The 17,514-nt window shown below is 67.0% G+C and carries 16 protein-coding genes; 4 read left to right on the top strand and 12 right to left on the bottom strand.

The annotated features are described in order from the left end of the window. Positions 1-8: 8 nt before the first annotated feature. Genes J8I34_RS11810 through J8I34_RS11790 form a run of 5 tightly spaced genes read right to left on the bottom strand, consistent with a single transcriptional unit; the run spans position 9 to position 4,656 of the window. Positions 9-362 carry a Zn-ribbon domain-containing OB-fold protein gene (locus tag J8I34_RS11810; protein ID WP_029049599.1) on the bottom strand — a complete coding sequence of 118 codons (354 nt, stop codon included), beginning with the start codon at positions 360-362 and terminating at the stop codon, positions 9-11. Then, positions 359-1,501 carry a thiolase family protein gene (locus J8I34_RS11805; protein ID WP_029049600.1) on the bottom strand — a complete coding sequence of 381 codons (1,143 nt, stop codon included), beginning with the start codon at positions 1,499-1,501 and terminating at the stop codon, positions 359-361. The genes J8I34_RS11810 and J8I34_RS11805 overlap by 4 nt, the downstream gene beginning before the upstream one ends. Position 1,502: 1 nt before the next feature. Next, positions 1,503-2,750: an ABC transporter substrate-binding protein gene (locus J8I34_RS11800; RefSeq protein ID WP_209806114.1), complete on the bottom strand. Its 1,248-nt coding sequence runs from the start codon at positions 2,748-2,750 to the stop codon at positions 1,503-1,505. 36 nt (positions 2,751-2,786) lie between these two features. Further along, complete coding sequence (locus tag J8I34_RS11795) at positions 2,787-3,842, bottom strand: cyclase family protein (RefSeq protein ID WP_209806113.1); 1,056 nt, start codon at positions 3,840-3,842, stop codon at positions 2,787-2,789. A 1-nt stretch (position 3,843) separates the two neighbouring features. After that, complete coding sequence (locus tag J8I34_RS11790; RefSeq protein WP_209806112.1) at positions 3,844-4,656, bottom strand: IclR family transcriptional regulator; 813 nt, start codon at positions 4,654-4,656, stop codon at positions 3,844-3,846. Positions 4,657-5,000: 344 nt separating this feature from the next. Between J8I34_RS11790 and garD the strand changes: the two genes are divergently transcribed. Next, positions 5,001-6,560 carry a galactarate dehydratase gene (gene garD, locus J8I34_RS11785; protein WP_209806111.1) on the top strand — a complete coding sequence of 520 codons (1,560 nt, stop codon included), beginning with the start codon at positions 5,001-5,003 and terminating at the stop codon, positions 6,558-6,560. A 69-nt stretch (positions 6,561-6,629) separates the two neighbouring features. Here the strand turns inward: garD and J8I34_RS11780 are convergent, their stop codons facing one another. The 6 genes from J8I34_RS11780 to J8I34_RS11755 form a co-directional block, all read right to left on the bottom strand. Further along, positions 6,630-7,952: a phosphoribosyltransferase family protein gene (locus J8I34_RS11780; protein WP_209806110.1), complete on the bottom strand. Its 1,323-nt coding sequence runs from the start codon at positions 7,950-7,952 to the stop codon at positions 6,630-6,632. A 16-nt stretch (positions 7,953-7,968) separates the two neighbouring features. Further along, on the bottom strand, positions 7,969-8,979 hold the full coding sequence (locus tag J8I34_RS11775) for a zinc-dependent alcohol dehydrogenase family protein (protein WP_209770367.1): 1,011 nt from the start codon (positions 8,977-8,979) through the stop codon (positions 7,969-7,971). Positions 8,980-9,010: 31 nt separating this feature from the next. Next, positions 9,011-9,466 carry a universal stress protein gene (locus J8I34_RS11770; RefSeq protein ID WP_029049607.1) on the bottom strand — a complete coding sequence of 152 codons (456 nt, stop codon included), beginning with the start codon at positions 9,464-9,466 and terminating at the stop codon, positions 9,011-9,013. A gap of 470 nt (positions 9,467-9,936) precedes the next feature. Beyond that, positions 9,937-10,617, bottom strand: coding sequence for a hypothetical protein (locus J8I34_RS11765; protein ID WP_029049608.1), 681 nt, complete (start codon positions 10,615-10,617; stop codon positions 9,937-9,939). Then, positions 10,614-12,020: a selenium-binding protein SBP56-related protein gene (locus J8I34_RS11760; protein WP_209806109.1), complete on the bottom strand. Its 1,407-nt coding sequence runs from the start codon at positions 12,018-12,020 to the stop codon at positions 10,614-10,616. Before J8I34_RS11760 ends, J8I34_RS11765 begins: the two co-directional genes overlap by 4 nt. A 204-nt stretch (positions 12,021-12,224) precedes the next feature. After that, positions 12,225-13,163 carry a LysR family transcriptional regulator gene (locus J8I34_RS11755; RefSeq protein WP_029049610.1) on the bottom strand — a complete coding sequence of 313 codons (939 nt, stop codon included), beginning with the start codon at positions 13,161-13,163 and terminating at the stop codon, positions 12,225-12,227. A 111-nt stretch (positions 13,164-13,274) separates the two neighbouring features. On the opposite strand from J8I34_RS11755, the gene J8I34_RS11750 reads away from it, so the two are divergent. After that, positions 13,275-14,015, top strand: coding sequence for an SDR family oxidoreductase (locus J8I34_RS11750; RefSeq protein ID WP_029049611.1), 741 nt, complete (start codon positions 13,275-13,277; stop codon positions 14,013-14,015). 94 nt (positions 14,016-14,109) lie between these two features. On the opposite strand, the gene J8I34_RS11745 is transcribed toward J8I34_RS11750, so the two are convergent. Next, on the bottom strand, positions 14,110-14,805 hold the full coding sequence (locus tag J8I34_RS11745; RefSeq protein WP_029049612.1) for a TetR/AcrR family transcriptional regulator: 696 nt from the start codon (positions 14,803-14,805) through the stop codon (positions 14,110-14,112). A gap of 286 nt (positions 14,806-15,091) precedes the next feature. Here J8I34_RS11745 and J8I34_RS11740 point away from each other — a divergent pair, with 286 nt between their 5' ends. Further along, positions 15,092-16,828: an AMP-binding protein gene (locus J8I34_RS11740; protein ID WP_209806108.1), complete on the top strand. Its 1,737-nt coding sequence runs from the start codon at positions 15,092-15,094 to the stop codon at positions 16,826-16,828. Positions 16,829-16,873: 45 nt separating this feature from the next. Next, the coding region (locus J8I34_RS11735; protein ID WP_209806107.1) for an acyl-CoA dehydrogenase family protein at positions 16,874-17,514 on the top strand (641 nt) is incomplete at its 3' end.

Here is a 17,514-nt window from a genome sequence, read left to right as displayed (position 1 = left end):
GAAGGCCGCTACTCGCGCAGGAAACGCAGCAGCGTCCCTTCGCCGAAGCGCAGGAACCCTGCACGCACGCGATCGCCGATCGCCACGCCGGGCTCGGCATGGCCCATCACGCGCGGCCCTTCGTCCAGCGTGGCCAGCACCAGCGTGTAGGGCGCCAGGGGGCGGAAGGCGTCGGCCGGGGCACGGCTGATCTCGGTGACCGCATAGACCGTGGCCAGCCCGCCTGCGTCGCGCCAGTGCAATTGCAGGCTGCCGCAGGCGCGGCAGGCGTGGCGCTCCAGCGGCTGCCATGCGCCGCAGTCGTCGCAGCACTGGTAGCGCACCACGCCGGCATCGAGTCCGTCGGTATAGGCATGGCTCATGGCATAGCTTCCAGCACCAGGCTGACATGCGATGACAGCACGCCGCCGTCGGCATGGAACAGCGCGCGGCGGCGCTTGCTCAGTTGACGTTCCCCGGCGCGTCCGGCCAGCTGGCGCGCGGCTTCGGCAAGATGCATCAGCCCGCCTGCCACGCCGGAGTGGCCGAACGCGAGCAGCCCGCCATGCGTATTGAGCGGCAGCGCACCAGCGCGGCCGAATTCGCCGGCGTGCAGCCGCGCGTGCGCTTGGCCGCGCGGCGCCAGTCCAAGTTCTTCGAGCAGCATGACCAGGGTGATGGTGAACGAGTCGTAGATCGCCAGGCAATCGATGCTTTCCACGTCGCCGCCGGCTTCGGCAAAGGCGCGCCGCGCGGCGTCGGCGGCGCCGGTCTGCATCACGTCATCGATCGCGCCCAGGTGCTGGTGCCGGTGTGCCTGGCCCGCGCCGGCGATGCGCACCGGCGTGCCGGCGCCGCGTTCCGCGGAGACGATCACCGCTACCGCGCCATCGGAAATCGGGCAGCAGTCGGACAGTCTCAGCGGGGTGGCGATCGGGCGGGCGGCACGGGCGTCGGCAAGCGACAGGGGCTCGCGCAGGTGCGCATCCGGATGGCCGGCGGCATGCTCGCGCATCAGCACCGCAAAGCCGGACAGCGCATCGGCATCCATGCCGGTCTCATGCAGGTAGCGCGATGCCAGCAGCGCGTAGTAGGCCGGCACCGAGGCGCCGTTGGGCACCTCGGCATGCGGTTCGCCTACCTGCGCCAGCGTCTGGATCGACTGGTCGCGGCTCTGGCCGCTGAGGCGGTTCTCGCCCGCGACCACCAGTACATGGCGGCAGCGGCCGGCGCGCACCAGCTCGTGCGCCAGCATCGCCATTACGCCGCCGGTGGCGCCGCCCGCGGCCACGCCGTGGGCGTAGGCGGGCCGGAGGGAGGCGTATTCGCAGAAGCGGTCCGCCAGCATCAGGTGCGGCAGCGTGGTGGCATAGCCGCACAGCACGCCGTCGAGGTCGGCACGCGCCAGCCCGGCATCGGCCAGTGCAGCATCGGCGGCCTGCGCCATCAGCGTCAGCGGCGTGCTGCCCTCGATGCGGCCGAAGCGCGTGTTGCCGGTGCCGCGTACATAGGTGGCCTTCATGTCAGTGCCGGAGCAGCGGGCATTGCGACTTCGAGGCCGGCATGAAGGCCTGCTCGCCGGGCACCGTCGCCACGACCTTGTAGTAGTCCCATGGGTATTTGGATTCGGCTGGCGTCTTCACCTCGAACAGGTACATGTCGTGGATCATGCGGCCGTCCTCGCGGATGCGGCCGTTCTTCGCGAAGAAGTCGTTGACCGGCATCGACTTCATCTTCTTCATCACTGCCGCAGTCTCGTCGGTGCCCGCCGCCTGCACGGCCTTCAGGTAGTGCATCACCGACGAATACGCGCCGGCCTGGCTCATGTTGGGCATCTTCTTCAGCTTCTCGAAATAGCGGCGCGACCACGCGCGGGTGGCATCGTTCATGTCCCAGTAGAAGGCTTCGGTCAGCACCAGGCCGCCCGCGGTCTTCAGCCCGATGGCGTGGATGTCGTTGATGTACAGCAGCAGGCCCGCCATGCGCTGCGCGTTGTTGCGCGTGAGGCCGAACTCCGACGCCGCCTTGATCGCGTTGATGGTGTCGCCGCCGGCATTGGCCAGTCCCACGACCTGCGCCTTGCTGGCCTGCGCCTGCAGCAGGTACGAGGCAAAGTCGCTGGCGCCGATCGGGTGGCGCGCGGCGCCGAGCACCTTGCCGCCGGTTTCGTTGATGACCGCGGTGGCGGAGTCCTGCAGCGTGTGTCCGAAAGCGTAGTCGGCGGTCAGGAAGAACCAGCTCTTGCCGCCGCGCTGCACCGTGGCACGCGCGGTGGTGTTGGCGAGCGCGTAGGTGTCGTAGGCGTAGTGCACCGACACCGGCGTGCACAGGTCGTTGGTAATGCGCTCGGTGCCCGGCCCCGAGAACACCACGATGCGGTTCTTCTGCCGCGCCACTTCCAGCACGGCCAGCGCCGGCGCCGAGGCGGCCACGTCGAGGATGGCATCGACATTGCCGGTGTCGTACCACTCGCGCGCCTTGTTGGCGGCGATATCGGCCTTGTTCTGGTGATCGACCACCACCAGCTCGATCTTCTTGCCCAGCACCTTGCCGCCGAAATCGTCGATGGCCATCTGCGCCGCCGTGGCGCTGCCGCGGCCGGTGACGTCGGCGTACAGGCCGCTCATGTCGAGCAGCATGCCGATCTTGACCACGTCGTCGGAGATCGCTGCCTTGGGCTGTGCGTGCGCGGCGCCGCAGGCAAGCGCCGCGGCCAGCGCCACGGTGAGGACGCCGGCGGCCCGGCGTCGGATCGAATGGCGAAGCTTCATGGTGTCTCCTCTGGCTTGTTGTGTCTCTTGTTTTGGCTAGACCGTGGCGATCGGCGTCACCGGCGAACCCACCGCCCCCGGCAGCCGCAACGGCGGCGCGGTCAGCTGGAAGCGGGAGCGGCCGTTGGCGCGCAGCCAGTCGGCCAGCTCGCGCAGGTACCACAGTTCGCCCAGCGGCAGCCCCAGCTTGAACAGGCAGTGGTGGTGCAGCGGCAGCAGCGGGTGGTGCTTGTCGCCATCGGGCGCGGGGCGGGCCGGGTAGCGCTCCACCGCGTAGTTGTCGGCGATCAGCGCGGCGATGCCGGCATCGGTGATCCATTGCAGCAGGCGGTCGTCGCGCCCGTCGAGCGCGCAGCAGCTGTGGTGCAGCACGGCTTCGTCGGGCTCGCGCTGCATCGACAGCACCACCTCGGCAAAGCCGGTGCGCAACAGCAGCATGTCGCCGGGCTCGACCTCGGCCTTGCCGGCGTCCAGCGCGCGCATCAGCTCGTCATAGCCGACGTTGCGGAAGTCCTGGCCGTATACGTGCGCCAGGTCCACCAGCACGCCGCGCCCCTGCATGCCCTTGACGGCGAAGTTCTCGATGCCGAGCGCCTGCGCGGCGCTGTGGTCGTGCCCGCAGGGATGGGCGGCGAAGTGGTCGTCGTCGGCATAGTCCACCGGGCCGACGATATGCTCGTTGGCGCGGAAGCCGTTGTAATAGACGCGCTCGGGCCGGCCGTCGCCGTCGGCATCGAACAGCGCGCCCACGTGCGCCAGCGCATCCCACTGCGTGCTGTACTGCAGGCACATCAGCACCTGGTCGTCGCTGATCACGTCGGTGGCGGCGGGATCGACCCGGGCCAGCGGGAAGTTGAGGTAGGGACTGTCGTCGCGGAAGGTGGGGCGCAGCTGCGGCGGGTGGCGGCGCGGGTTGAGCTTGTTGCCGCCCGGATAGTCCAGCGGCAGCGACAGGCAGAAGCTGATGCCGGCCTGCACCTCGCGCGCGCCCTTGACGACCTGTTCGGGGCCGATCAGGTTGACGCGGCCCAGCTGGTCGTCGGGCCCGAAATCGCCCCAGTTGGAACCCTGCGGACGTTGCTTCCAGCGCATGTCATGCCTCCTCTCGCGTACGTGGCCGGACGGACGGCCGTTGGATGTCGGGCTTGTTGCCGGCGTGCGAGCGCCAGTGCTCGCAGATGGCGTCGGCCTCGCGCCGCAGCGCGCGCGCCATCGCGGCCTCCCGGCTGGTGATGCGCTCGTTGAGCGCCGCAATGCTGATCGCCCCCAGCGGGTAGCCGTCGGGTCCGGGCAGGGCGATGGCGATGCCGCCCATGCGCTCGACCACGACGTCCAGCAATACGGCGTAGCCGCGCTTGCGCGTGGCATTCACATGGCCCAGCAGCATGTCGCGGCTGAAGAGTGGGTAGCGGCGCATGGCCGGGGCAATGCCGTCGAGCACCGCGTCGACCTCCGCATCGGGCAGCGCGGCCAGCAGCGCCAGGCTGCCGGCGCCGATGCCCAGCGGCCGGCGGCTGCCGATGTCCAGGTAGTTGGCGCGGATCGGGAAGGTGCCCAGCCGCAATTCGATGCAGACCGATTCGCAGCCGCTCGGCACCGACAGGATGGCGCTGTCCTCGAAGGCATTGGCCAGCCGGATCAGCGCCGGGCGTACCAGCGGGCGCAGGTCGGTGCGCGCCAGGGTGGCGGCATGCAGCGCCAGCCATTCGCGTCCCGGCGCAAAGGCCTTGGTGGCGGGATCGCGCTCGACCAGTCCCTCGGCCGCCAGCGTTTCCAGCAGGCGCAGCGCCGAGGCCTTGTCGACGCCGGCGGCCAGCGCGAGGTCGGTCAGGCGGGTGTTGCGGACATCGGTCAGCGCGCGCAGCAGGCGGCAGGCCTTCTGCAGCGAGGTGCTCGGGGTGGTCACGCCGGTGGTCTCCTTGCCCGGTTTTCGTCACGTGAAACCGGTTGGAGCAGTTATAGGCTATCCGATGCGGGCCGTCATTCTGCGCCGCCAGAAAGTTTTGCCGGATGAAATTGATTGGCACTGACGAGCGGATGCGCGATAGTTGTCGTACAACAATGCCAAAGATTGGTGGCTGGCAACGCAAGGATCGCACTCATGCAACCAATTTAATGGAATATGTGGCGCATAAGCTGCTCTAATCAGGGTAAGCCCGAGCACCAGCGCGCTCCATAGCCTCTACAATGTCGTCAGACAACGTAACACATGGTTGGCATATCGCCGCCCCCTGAAGAAAGCCTGCAATCATGAGTGAAGCGACCCCAGCGCCGGCATCGCGCCCCCTCTACATCACGATGCACCCCGACGACAACGTCGCCATCGTCGCCAACGACGGCGGGCTGCCGGCCGGCACCACGTTTCCGTGCGGCCTGACGCTGGTTGAAGGCGTGCCCCAGGGCCACAAGGTGGCATTGACGGACCTGCGCGAAGGCGAGGAGGTGGTCCGCTACAACGTGGTGATCGGCTACGCGCTGAAGGACCTGCCGCGCGGCAGCTGGATCAACGAGCGCGTGATCCGCATGCCGGCCGCGCCGGAGCTGCACGACCTGCCGGTCGGCACGCGCGTCAAGCCGCTGCCGCCGCTGGAGGGCTACACCTTCGAGGGCTATCGCAATGCCGACGGCTCGGTCGGCACGCGCAATATCCTCGGCATCACCACCACCGTGCAGTGCGTGGAGGGCGTGGTCGAGTTTGCCGTGCGGCGCATCAAGGAAGAGCTGCTGCCGAAGTATCCCAACGTCGATGACGTGGTGGGCCTGGAGCACACCTACGGCTGCGGCGTGGCGATCGACGCGCCGGACGCCGGCATCCCCATCCGCACGATCCGCAATATCGCGCTGAACCCCAACTTCGGCGGGGAAGTGATGATCGTCAGCCTGGGTTGCGAAAAGCTGCAGCCCACACGGCTGGTCAGCGCCGGCACCATCCCGATCCAGAAGGAAGGCGAGCCCGATGTGGTCTGCCTGCAGGACGAACAGCACGTGGGCTTCGCCTCGATGATCGATTCGATCATGGTCACGGCCGAGAAGCACCTGCAACGCCTGAACGCACGCCGGCGCGAGACCTGCCCCGCATCGGACCTGGTGGTGGGCGTGCAGTGCGGCGGCAGCGATGCCTTCTCGGGCGTTACGGCCAATCCCGCAGTGGGCTTCGCCACCGACCTGCTGGTGCGCGCCGGTGGCACGGTGATGTTCTCCGAAGTCACCGAGGTCCGCGACGGCATCGACCAGCTCACCGCGCGCGCGGCCACGCCCGAAGTGGCCGAGGCGCTGATGAAGCAGATGGCCTGGTACGACGCCTATCTCGAAAAAGGCAAGGTCGACCGCAGCGCCAACACCACGCCTGGCAACAAGAAGGGCGGCCTGTCCAATATCGTGGAAAAGGCGATGGGCTCGATCGTCAAGTCCGGCACCGGCCCGATCCATGGCGTCAGCGGCCCGGGCGAGAAGGTCACGCAGAAGGGCCTGATCTACGCCGCCACGCCGGCCGGCGATTTTGTCTGCGGCACGCTGCAGCTGGCCGCCGGCATGAACCTGCACGTCTTTACCACCGGCCGCGGCACGCCCTACGGCCTGGCCGAAGTGCCGGTGATCAAGGTCTCGACGCGCAATGACCTGGCACGCCGCTGGCACGACCTGATGGACGTCAACGCCGGGCGCATCGCCACCGGCGAGGCCACCATCGAAGAGGTGGGCTGGGAGTTGTTCCACACGCTGCTGGCGGTGGCCAGCGGCAAGAAGTCGTGGGCGGAACACTGGAAGATCAGGAACGCGCTGGTGCTGTTCAATCCGGCGCCGGTGACCTGAGGCCCCGGCCTCGGAAGTCCGCAGCAGCAGCAGGGGGAGGAGAGGAGGATGATGACAACAACGTTGTTGTCATCCGCCGTACCCCAGCCTGGAACACGACTGGGTCGTAAGGTGCCTCTCGAACCAGGCTATCGTGAGTGTTGCGACGTCTTCCAGGGCCTTGCGGTCTTCGAAGCCTCGGCCATTCGTTGGGATGATCCTCAACTGCCGCGGGCAATGCATTTGCTCAAACGCAAGATTGTTGACCTGTATGTTCTGCGGGTCGCCGCTTGCACTGATCAGCAAGGCAGGGATCTCGAGGCGCTGCAGGCTGGCGGCACCCGCGAGATCCGGTCGTCCTGCAACACAGGCCACCGCGCGAAGTTGTGCCGCGCCGGACGCGGCCGAGCGCAAGGCCGCAGCTGCGGCGGTGCCGGTACTAAGCAGGCCGACAGGCAGGTCTGCGCAGGGTGTTCCCGCATGCAGGAAGCTCAGCGTCCGGTTCAATCTTGCCACCAGCTCATCGACATCCGATTCGGGCGCGTCGTCGAAGCGGCTGTCAGGCTGCAGGTCCACAAGCATGGTGGCGAATCTTTTCGCGCGCAGCTTGCGTGCGAGGTAATGACTGCGGACGTCGCGGCGTTGCGCGCCACCGGCATGAACCATCACCGCGACCCCGATGGGGTTCGCGGCGGTTTCGAATATTACCCGCAGGCAGGTCGTCTCATACGGAACGAGCATCGCTCTGCTGATTGCCGGCACCCGCGCCTCCCCACCTGGCCGGGCATGGCCGGGGGATTGCACTGGCAGCTTGGCCGTCACCTGCCGGACAAAATCGTCGGTGACCAGACTGAACTCGTGATAGAAATGCGCGAGGTTTTCGATGCAATCCGGGGTATCCAGGCAGATGACTTCATCCGCCAGCGCTCGGATCCGGTCCAGTCCTGCTCTTGAGGCGATCGGAAGCGCGCATACGAGTCGGGCGGGCTGCCGCTTGCGCAGGCTGGAGAGGGCCGCATACATCGTCGCGCCGCTCACCAGGCCGTCATCCACGACAATCACTACGCGACCGCCCGGATCCGCCTGCTTGCGAACCGGCTTATAGACGGCGCGCTGCCTGCGAAGCTGGTCCAACTGGGCGTCACGTTGTCGGCTGGCGTCGCCATGCGCGTTCGCTTCGCCGGTGCACCACGTCATGCCTGTGTCGTCCAGTGCCACCCCCGGGACGATGCGGCGCGCCATCACGAGATCGAATTCGGCGTCCAGCGCGTCGGCGACGACGCGCCCGACTGGCACCCCGCCACGAGGGATCGCCAGGACCAGGGCGCCGGTTCGCCGATACGCACGCAAAGCCCGCGCCAGTTCCGTTCCGGCATGTTCACGGGTCTGAAAACGTGTTTGATAAGGGCGCATTGAGAACTGAAGAGAATCAACGGTGAATCTGTAGGACCGCGGCGCCGGAAAGGCGGCCGTCACGCAGATCGGCCAATGCCTCATTGGCCTGCTCCAGCGGATAAGCGGTGGTGTGTGTATGCAGCAAGGTGCGGGCGGCGATTTCCATCAGCGCAATCCCGTCGGCGCGCGTCAGGTTGGCTACGGAGCACAGGCGCCTCTCTTCCCACAGCAGTTCGTAAGGCATGCCTGGGATATCGCTCATGTGAATGCCGCCGCAGACCACGGTGCCACCCTTATCGACGGCGCGTAGCGCTTTGGGCACCAGTGCGCCCACCGGCGCGAAAATCAGCGCGGCGTCCAGAAGCGCCGGAGGCAGGAGGTCGCTTGAGCCGGCCCAGCACGCCCCGGTCTGGTATGCCAGTTGCTGGGCGCCTGTGTCGCCCGTGCGGGTGAAAGCGTAGACCTCCCGGCCTTGTGCCACGGCAATTTGTGAAACCAGGTGGGCGGCTGCGCCGAAGCCGTAGATGCCGATGCGGCGTGCCCCGGCGGCAGGGCCTGCCATGCGCAGCGTCCGGTAGCCGATCAGGCCGGCACAGAGAAGGGGGGCGGCGTGTTCGTCATCGTAGGCAGGCGGAATCCGGAAGCAATACCTGCTGTCTGCGACAACATACTCGGCGTAGCCGCCATCGCGCGTATAGCCCGTAAAGAGCGGTGCATCGCAGAGGTTTTCGTGATGACGCAGGCAGTAGCGACAGTGGCCGCAGGTATGGCCAAGCCAAGGCACACCCACGCGGTCGCCCGGTTCGAAGCCGGTGACACCCGTTCCGCAAGCATCCACCCGTCCAACGATCTCGTGTCCGGGGATGAGCGCCGGTTTGGGATGACGCAGGTCGCCATCGACGATATGCAGGTCGGTCCGGCATACGCCGCAGGCAGCAACAGTGATGCGCACCTCGCCCGGCCCGGGCTCGGGTACTGGCACACGCACCAGGACCAGAGGCTGCCCCGCGCCCCCGTATTGCATGGCTCGCATGGTCTCTGGCATGGTGTAGTCCTTCGCGGCGCCCGGACGTGGGTCACCCTTCGATCTCGCTGCGGACCAGCAGTACGGGCTTGCTGGTCTGAGACAGAACGCCTTCCGCCACGCTGCCCATTAGCAGCCGCCTGACGCCGCGCCGCCCATGCGTGCCCATGACAATCATGTCGGCATCCCATCTGTCGGCTTCGACGGCGATGGTCGTGGAGATTCGGCCCGGAGCCACCGGCTTTTCGTCCAATTGCGCGTGGCATCGGATTCCTGCCTGGCTGAGGCGTGCCGTCGCGGCGTCAAGCGCCTTGCCGCCATAAGAAATCTGCTGGTTCGCCAGTTCGCGGGGATCGAAATAGCCTGCCTCAAAGTATACATTGCTGTCATCGACCACAAACAACGCCTTGACTTCGGCGCCGGTGGCGGCGGCAATTGCGATGGCCTGGCTAAGCGCCAGGTCGGAGGAGTGGCTGCCGTCCACGGCGAGCAGGATGCGCTGGTACATGCGATGCTCCTGTGAGGTGGGACTGCATGGTCCCTGGGTCTGAAGGTCTGATCCGTCCAGCCTAGACGGCAGTGCTGAATGGAACTTGATATTGGTCAAACCAATGCGCGGCCCCCGCATCGCGATGCAGGCCGGTGCAGCGGCCAAGCGCTTGCCAGGTCCCATTCCTGGCGGCGGCGCCCTGGGGCGGTGCCGCCTGCTGCACCCGACAGGAATCCATGCAGTTTCAGTGGCAAGAGCGGCAATTGTTCAACTCGAGGGGTATGCAATCCCGATGAGGCAAACAACGGGGGATGAGTCGCTATCTGAGGGGAATTCCGGAGCCGCCAGGCGCGTCAGTGCGCCCTTGGCCGGCTCCGGATTAATAGAGGCAGGCGAGACCTACGCCATTGAGTGGCCGCTCGCTGTCGAGTCGGCGCGGAAACCACTCCAGGCCGATGCCGTGCTGGTGGTTCGGCTCGTTTGAAGCGCTAGCGCGGCGATGGCAGCTGGATACCGCTGAATGCCAGTGCCAGCCCACCTACAAGCACCAGGCTGAGCGCCCACACCACGTCGAGGTTGAACCAGGTGCGCGACACGAACTTAAGCCCGACATAGCGGTAGACCAGCCACGCCACCAGGCCGCCGGTCGCGATCATGGCCGTGGCATGCACGACGGACACCAGCAGCGCCATCGAGACATTGGCGCCCATCAGCGTGGCGGCGGCCTCGTGGCCGGCATCCTCGTCGGCGCGGCACAGCCCGAGATAGATCGGCACCAGCATCAGCCCGGCGCCATGCGCGATTGCCACGGCGAAGGACCATAGCGCCAGGCGCGACGGCGCAATGCGCGCCAGTGCGCGCGGATGGCGGCGCCAGGCCAGCAGCGCCAGCCCCCAGCCGATCACCAGCAGCCCTGCGGCAAACTGCAGCGGCGCCTGCCAGCGGACCACCATGGCCAGCACGCCGAACGGCAGCATGACGGCGATCATCGCCAGCAGGTGGCCCAGCGCCAGCCATCCGAGCGCCGACACCACGGCGCGGTCCTGCCGCGCCAGCAATCCGTTCGACACCGCCAGCGGCCATCCCATCGCGGGATTCAGGCCGTGATAGATGCCGCTTGCCAGGACCGCCGACCACAGGCCGGCATGCTCCCAGGAGAATGCCGTCAAGACCGGACCGACGGATAGCAGAACGAGTCAGTCGAGCAGTCGCCGCCTTCCAGGCGCACCTGGTGCGCGCGGTAGCCGTCGGGGAATTCCAGCCAGAAGTCATCGGCCAGCGCCAGCCCGCCCTCCGGATCGGCCCGTCCCATCACCTGCACGCCGGGCACCCCGTCGGGATAGAACTGGTTGTCCCAGGTGGAGTAGAGCGAGTTGGTCCAGTAAACGCGCTTGCCGTCGCGGCTGATCTCGACCATCTGGGGGCCGCCGGCGAAGGCCTTGCCGTTCGGATGCGGCGTGCGCCGTGCAATGCCGCCGAGATGGACCGAGCCCGACAACCGCGGCTTGCGCGGGTCGGTGACGTCGTACTGGCGCATCTCGCCGGTGCCCCAGCAGGACACGTAGAGGAATTTGTCATCGAGCGACAGGTCAATGTCGGTGATCAGCGGCGGTACGGCACCGAAGCCCTGCAGCAACGGCGGCAGCAGGTCGGCCGAGGCCGGCTCGGCTGGGATGGTAGCGGTCTTTTCCGCATGGAACTTGCCGCCCTCGCGCCACCAGGTCCAGATCGAGCCTTCCAGGTTCGTGGTGTCGACCACCACGCCGACAAAGCCGTATTCCCGCACCGGATCGTGCGCGGGCCTGACTTCCAGCGCCATCTGGTGGTTGGCGCCCAGGTCGATGGTCTGCACGTTGCGCCGCGCGCGCAGGTCCCAGAAATGCAGCTTGTGGCCGTACTTGTTGGAGAGCAGGTCTTCGGCTACCAGGCCGTTCTCGAACTGCGGCGGCAAGGCCCACTCGCTCGACACCATGTAGTCGCGCGGCAGGTTCCACCAGAAGTCGTAGTGCTTCTCCTGCTCGCCGCGGTCGATTTCCCAGCGGCCGAGCACCTCGAAGGTCTCGCAGTCCATGATGAAGATGCCGGGCAGCCCGTCGGTGCCGTCCTGCGCCGCACCGCCGAGCGTGCTGACGTAGATCCCTTCCGGGCCGCAATGCACGGTGTGTGGCCGCGAGTAACCGGTCTTGCTGATGATCTCGTCCGGCTCGATGATCTTGTGGATGCGCGCCTGCGTGGGATGCGGCTTCGTGTCGATGATATAGATGCGCGACGAGCGCATGCCGGGAATGATCAGGTAGCGCCGCTCCAGGAACGCATGGCCGCTCAGCGGCGACAGTGCGGACGAGCAGGCATTCCAGCCGAAGTGATGCAGCTCGTCGCCCTTGTTGGTCATCGGCACGGTATGCACCACCGTGCTGTAGGTGGGCGAGCCGGGTTTGACGTCGATCACGGCCAGCGCGTCGGGGCGCGAGCCGTCAGGGCTCAGCAGCAGGGTGTAGGCGAATTCTTCCGGCGGCGCGCTCATCGCGAGCTGTGGCGACGGGTAAAACGTGGGATCCGGCCGCATGTTCATGGTTAGCCCTCCTTGTTCTACGCCGGTCACATGCCGCGAGATCGCGCAGGCCGGCATGGCAGCGTCCGCGCACGGAAGTGGACTTCGAGCCTACTTAGCCTAGGTCGTTCTCTATCCCTAGTCAAACGGGCCGGCACCCCGGCGCAGGGCCGTTCTCGTCACGCCAGGGATGCATGGCGAGTGGGCGAGCGCCGGCCGCGCGCGTCAATGCGCCGCCTGGATGCCGGCATCAAAGCGCGCCGCCAGCCCTCGGTCGCGGAACGCCGCCACCACGAAGTCGATGAACACGCGCGTCTTCGGCGGCAGCAGCGTCTTGTTCGGGTAGTACAGCGAGATCGGCCCGTTGTCGGCATGCCATCCGGGCAGCAGCCTCACCAGCGCGCCGCTTTCCAGCCATCGCGCCGCGTGTGGCGTCGGCAGCAGCGCCACGCCGTAGCCGAGCATGGCCGCGTGCGCCATGGCCTCGGGGTCGTCGAAGATCATGCGCGTGCGCTGCGTGACCGGCGCCTCTTCGCCCGACTCGCTGCGCAGCGTCCATGCGCGCAGCCTGCCGGTCGGGCCCGAGCGCCGCACGATGCCGTCCATCGCGGCCAGCTCGCTGGGGTGGGCCGGCATGGGCCTGCCCGCCATATAAGACGGCGATGCCGTGGCCACGATGCAAGTCCGCGCCAGTTCGCGCGCGACCACGCCGTCGGTCAGTTCGATGCCGCCACCGATGGCCGCGTCATAGCCGTCCTGGATCAGGTCCGCGGGGCGGTTGTCGAAATGCCAGTCCGGCACGATCGCCGGATAGCGTTGCAGGAACTCGCCCAGCAGCGGCACCAGGTGTTCGCGGCCGAAGGCGAGGGCCATGCTGACCTTGAGCGTGCCCGCGGGCTTGCCCGCGTCTTGCGACGCACTGGCAAAGGCATCGCGCAGGGTCGAGAACGGGTCCGAGACCTGCCGTAGGAACTGTTCGCCGCTGGCGGTCAGCGTCAGCTGGCGCGTGCTGCGCTGGAACAGCCGTACGCCCAGGTGCGACTCCAGCCGCGCCACGTTCTTGCTGACCGCCGCGGGCGTCATGCCGAGCTGGCGCGCTGCGGCAGAGAAACTGCCGACCTCGGCACTTCGGACAAAGGATTCGAGCAAGTTGAGGGCTTCCATCGCCCTAGCTTATACCAATGGTTGAAAAAGTTGATGCTGACTTGTAGCTACCGAAGGGGCAATGGACGAACGATACTGCGTTCACAAACCAACCATTTCCCGGAGCTATCCATGGCCACCCTGACAGGAAAAACTGCATTCGTTACCGGCGGCGCCCGCGGCATTGGCGCGGCAATCGTGCGCCGGCTGGCGCGCGAAGGCGCTGCCGTTGCCTTCACCTTCCAGAATTCCGCCGCGGGCGCCAATGCGCTGGCCGCGGAAGTGGAAGCCGCCGGCGGCCGCGCGCTGGCGCTGCAAGCCGACGCCGCCGATCCCGCCGCACTGACCCGCGCCATCGACGGCGCCGCGCGCCAGTTCGGCAAGCTCGACATCCTGGTCAACAATGCCGGCGTGCTGCGGCTGGGATCGGTAGAGACCCTGTCGCTGGAAGACTTCGACGAAACCCTGGCCGTAAACGTGCGCGCGGTGTTCGTCGCGGCCAAGGCAGCGCTGGCGCATATGGGCGAAGGCGGCCGCATCATTAACATCGGCAGCACCAACGCAGAACGCATGCCGTTCCCGGGCGGCAGCGCGTATGCGATGAGCAAGTCCGCGCTGCTGGGGTTGGTGCAGGGCATGGCGCGCGACCTGGGGCCGCGCGGCATCACCGTGAACAACATCCAGCCGGGACCGACCAATACCGACATGAACCCGGAAGCCGGTGAGTTCGGCGCGGCGCTGCATGGCCTGATGGCGCTGCAGCGGCATGCCACGCCGGAGGAGATTGCCGGCATGGTGGCCTATGTTGCGGGTCCGGAAGCTGGCTTCGTCACGGGTGCCAGCCTGATGATCGACGGCGGCTTCAGCGCCTGAGCGCCGTGCCTGCGGCCCGCGAGGACGCAGGCCGCGCCTGGCCAGCAAGCCTTGCACTGCTCCAGCCAGCACGCCGGCTTGGCGCCGGCGTGCCTCAGTCTTCCGCCGCCTTGCGCAGCGCCGCGCTGACCTCGCCATAGAAACCCCGCAGCTTTTCCAGCTCCAGGTCCACCGGCTGCAGCGCCGGCCACAGCAGCGCCACCATGTCGCGTGCGGTTTTCTCGATATCGACCTCGCGCTGCCGCGCGATTGCGTCCCACAGGATGTGCTCCATCGGCCCCAGGATGGCCGAGCGCAGCAGGCTCAGCGGCAAGTCGCCGCGGATTTCGCCATTGCTGCGCGCCCGCGCCAGCAGGTCCATCAGCGGCGCCGTATAGCGGCGCTGCAGCGGCAGGAACACCTCGCCCAGCCCCGGCCCCTTGGCCCGGCCTTCCGACAGTACCAGCGCGCACAGCCCGGTCCCCTGGATCAGGAACAGGCGCAGGTGCGTCTTCACGTAGAACTCAAGCTGCGCCTTGGTGGGCTGGCCGTGCGGCATGCCCTGTTCCAGCGTGCTGATGATTTCGTCGTACCAGTCCTCGATCACGCGCACGCACAGCTCGCGCTTGCCGTGGAAATAGGTGAAGACCGTCCCCTCGGAGACGCCCAGCCGCTGCGCGATCTCGGTGGTGGTGGCGCGCTCGTAGCCAAGCTCGGCGAACACGTCGCGGCTCACGCGCAGGATGTCGCGGATGCGCTGCTCGGCCTTGGCGCCGGCCGGAACGCGGCGCCGGGAACTGGTGTCTTCCATGTTGTCGGGGGTGTGGACGTCTCTCTGGTGCCGAGGATTATAGTGCGCCGGCGGCCAGAACTTGAGTAAAGCTCAAAATTATTATTGCGTTCTGCCTGCCGAGCGTGTACTTTTCACTCGTCGGCGCCACGGCCCGCACCAGCGGGCAGTGAAAGGCGGGATGAATTTAAGGGATTTCCCTGACGATTCTCGCTGCCAGCCCACCACAGACAATGAACACGGCGTGAATTGAGTGATACTCACAAAACGCCGGCGCACGGAACGACACCGAGCTTTGGAGACCAGTATGACGATGCAGGGCGAGTCCCAACCCACCATCCTGCCCATGGGCGGGCTGTCCCATGTGCGCGGCGAAACCAGTATCCCGCTGTCCGAGCAGACGGTGCCGGAACTGCTGGCGCAGACCGTCGCCCGCTTTGCGCAGCGCGACGCGGTGGCTTTCCGCGAGCAGGGCGTGCGCTGGACCTGGCAGCAGTTTGCTGAAGCCATCGATGCACTGGCGGCGGGGCTGCACGGGCTCGGCCTGGTCCGTGGCGACCGCGTCGGCATCTGGTCGCCCAACCGCGTGGAATGGGTGGTCACGCAGTTCGCCACGGCGCGGCTCGGGCTGGTGCTGGTCAATATCAACCCGGCCTACCGGCTGGCCGAGCTGGAGTACGCGCTGAACAAGGTTGGCGTCAAGGCCATCGTCGCGGCCGAGGCGTTCAAGACCTCGCGCTACCTGGAGATGCTGCAGGCGCTGGCACCGGAACTGGCCACCAGCGAGCCGGGCGCGCTGCAGGCCGCGCGGCTGCCGTCGCTGCGCTGGGTGATCCGCATGGGCGAGGGCGAAACCCCTGGCATGATCCGCTATGACGATGTGGTGGCGCGCGGCGCAGGCGTGGCGCGCGGGGTGGCCCGCGAATCGCTCGACGCCATCACCGCGCAGCTCGACCGCAACGACCCCATCAACGTGCAGTTCACCAGCGGCACCACGGGTGCACCCAAGGGCGCCACGCTGACCCACCGGAACATCGTCAACAACGCGCGCTTCATCGCGATGGCGATGCGCTTCACCGAGCAGGACAAGCTGTGCGTCCCGGTGCCGTTCTACCACTGCTTCGGCATGGTGCTGGCGGTACTGGCCTGCGTCTCCACGGGCGCCGCGATGGTGTTCCCGGGCGAAGCGTTCGAACCGGAAGCGACCATGAAGGCCGTCAGCGAGGAACGCTGCACCGCGCTGCACGGCGTGCCGACCATGTTTATCGCGCAGCTCGACCATCCGCGCTTCGGCGACTACGACTTCTCTTCGCTGCGCACCGGCATCATGGCCGGCTCGCCGTGCCCGATCGAGACCATGAAGCGCGTGGTGTCGCAGATGCATATGTCGGAGGTGACGATCGCCTACGGCATGACCGAGACCAGCCCGGTCTCGTTCCAGAGCAGCACCACCGATCCGCTGGACAAGCGCACCGCCACGGTGGGACGCATCCAGCCGCACCTCGAGGTCAAGCTGGTGGACGCCACCGGCGCCACGGTGCCGGTGGGCGAGAAGGGCGAGCTGTGCACGCGCGGCTACTCGGTCATGCTGGGCTACTGGGACGACGACGCCCGCACCGCCGAGACCATCCGCGATGGCTGGATGCATACCGGCGACCTCGCCACCATCGACGAGGAAGGCTACTGCAATATCGTCGGCCGCGTGAAGGACATGCTGATCCGCGGCGGCGAGAACATCTACCCGCGCGAGATCGAGGAATTCCTGTTCCGCCATCCCAAGGTGCAGGCCGTGCAGGTGTTCGGTGTGCCGGACCAGAAGTACGGCGAGGAAGTGTGCGCGTGGATCGTGCTCAAGCCGGGCGAGAGCGTCACCGAGGAAGAGATCCGCGAGTTCTGCCGCAACCAGATCGCCCACTACAAGATTCCGCGCTACATCCGCTTCGTGAACGAGATGCCCCTGACCGTGACCGGCAAGGTGCAGAAATTCGTGATGCGCGACCAGATGGTGCGCGACCTGAACCTCAGCGAATCGAAGACGGCCTGATCGCGCCGCCCTAGTACGACATAGATTTTTCAAGAAGACACTGCCATGACTACCTTGCCCGGCCTGAAATTCGACCTCGGCGAAGACATCGAGATGCTGCGCGATTCCGTGCGCACGTGGGCCCAGGCCGAACTGGCCCCGCGCGCGGGCGAGATCGACCGCACCGACCAGTTCCCGATGGACGCCTGGAAGAAGATGGGCGACCTCGGCGTGCTCGGCATCACCGTGGCCGAGGAATACGGCGGCGCCAACATGGGCTACCTGGCGCACATGATCGCGATGGAAGAGATCAGCCGCGCCTCGGCGTCGGTGGGCCTGTCGTACGGCGCGCATTCGAACCTGTGCGTGAACCAGATCCACCGCAACGGCACGCCAGCGCAGAAGGCGAAGTACCTGCCGAAACTGGTGTCGGGCGAGTGGATCGGCGCGCTGGCGATGAGCGAGCCCAACGCGGGTTCGGACGTGGTCAGCATGAAGCTGCGCGCCGAATTCAAGGGCGATCGCTACGTGCTGAACGGCACCAAGATGTGGATCACCAACGGCCCGGACTGCGACGTGCTGGTGGTTTACGCCAAGACCGAGCCCGAGCTGGGCGCGCGCGGCATGACCGCCTTCATCGTCGAGAAGGGCATGAAGGGCTTCTCGGTGGCACAGAAGCTGGACAAGCTGGGCATGCGCGGCTCGCA

It is taken from the genome of Cupriavidus phytohabitans (assembly GCF_017815025.1).
In the GTDB taxonomy this organism is placed as follows: domain Bacteria; phylum Pseudomonadota; class Gammaproteobacteria; order Burkholderiales; family Burkholderiaceae; genus Cupriavidus.
Note: the sequence above shows the minus strand (reverse complement) of the source record. Positions and strands in the feature narration are given on the sequence as shown.

Coding starts and splice junctions, on each gene's coding strand:
- J8I34_RS11810 (WP_029049599.1), bottom strand. CDS start 362: ATGAGCCATGCCTATACCGACGGACTCGATGCCGGCGTGGTGCGCTAC.
- J8I34_RS11805 (WP_029049600.1), bottom strand. CDS start 1,501: ATGAAGGCCACCTATGTACGCGGCACCGGCAACACGCGCTTCGGCCGC.
- J8I34_RS11800 (WP_209806114.1), bottom strand. CDS start 2,750: ATGAAGCTTCGCCATTCGATCCGACGCCGGGCCGCCGGCGTCCTCACC.
- J8I34_RS11795 (WP_209806113.1), bottom strand. CDS start 3,842: ATGCGCTGGAAGCAACGTCCGCAGGGTTCCAACTGGGGCGATTTCGGG.
- garD (WP_209806111.1), top strand. CDS start 5,001: ATGAGTGAAGCGACCCCAGCGCCGGCATCGCGCCCCCTCTACATCACG.
- J8I34_RS11780 (WP_209806110.1), bottom strand. CDS start 7,952: ATGCGCCCTTATCAAACACGTTTTCAGACCCGTGAACATGCCGGAACG.
- J8I34_RS11775 (WP_209770367.1), bottom strand. CDS start 8,979: ATGCCAGAGACCATGCGAGCCATGCAATACGGGGGCGCGGGGCAGCCT.
- J8I34_RS11770 (WP_029049607.1), bottom strand. CDS start 9,466: ATGTACCAGCGCATCCTGCTCGCCGTGGACGGCAGCCACTCCTCCGAC.
- J8I34_RS11760 (WP_209806109.1), bottom strand. CDS start 12,020: ATGAACATGCGGCCGGATCCCACGTTTTACCCGTCGCCACAGCTCGCG.
- J8I34_RS11755 (WP_029049610.1), bottom strand. CDS start 13,163: ATGGAAGCCCTCAACTTGCTCGAATCCTTTGTCCGAAGTGCCGAGGTC.
- J8I34_RS11750 (WP_029049611.1), top strand. CDS start 13,275: ATGGCCACCCTGACAGGAAAAACTGCATTCGTTACCGGCGGCGCCCGC.
- J8I34_RS11745 (WP_029049612.1), bottom strand. CDS start 14,805: ATGGAAGACACCAGTTCCCGGCGCCGCGTTCCGGCCGGCGCCAAGGCC.
- J8I34_RS11740 (WP_209806108.1), top strand. CDS start 15,092: ATGACGATGCAGGGCGAGTCCCAACCCACCATCCTGCCCATGGGCGGG.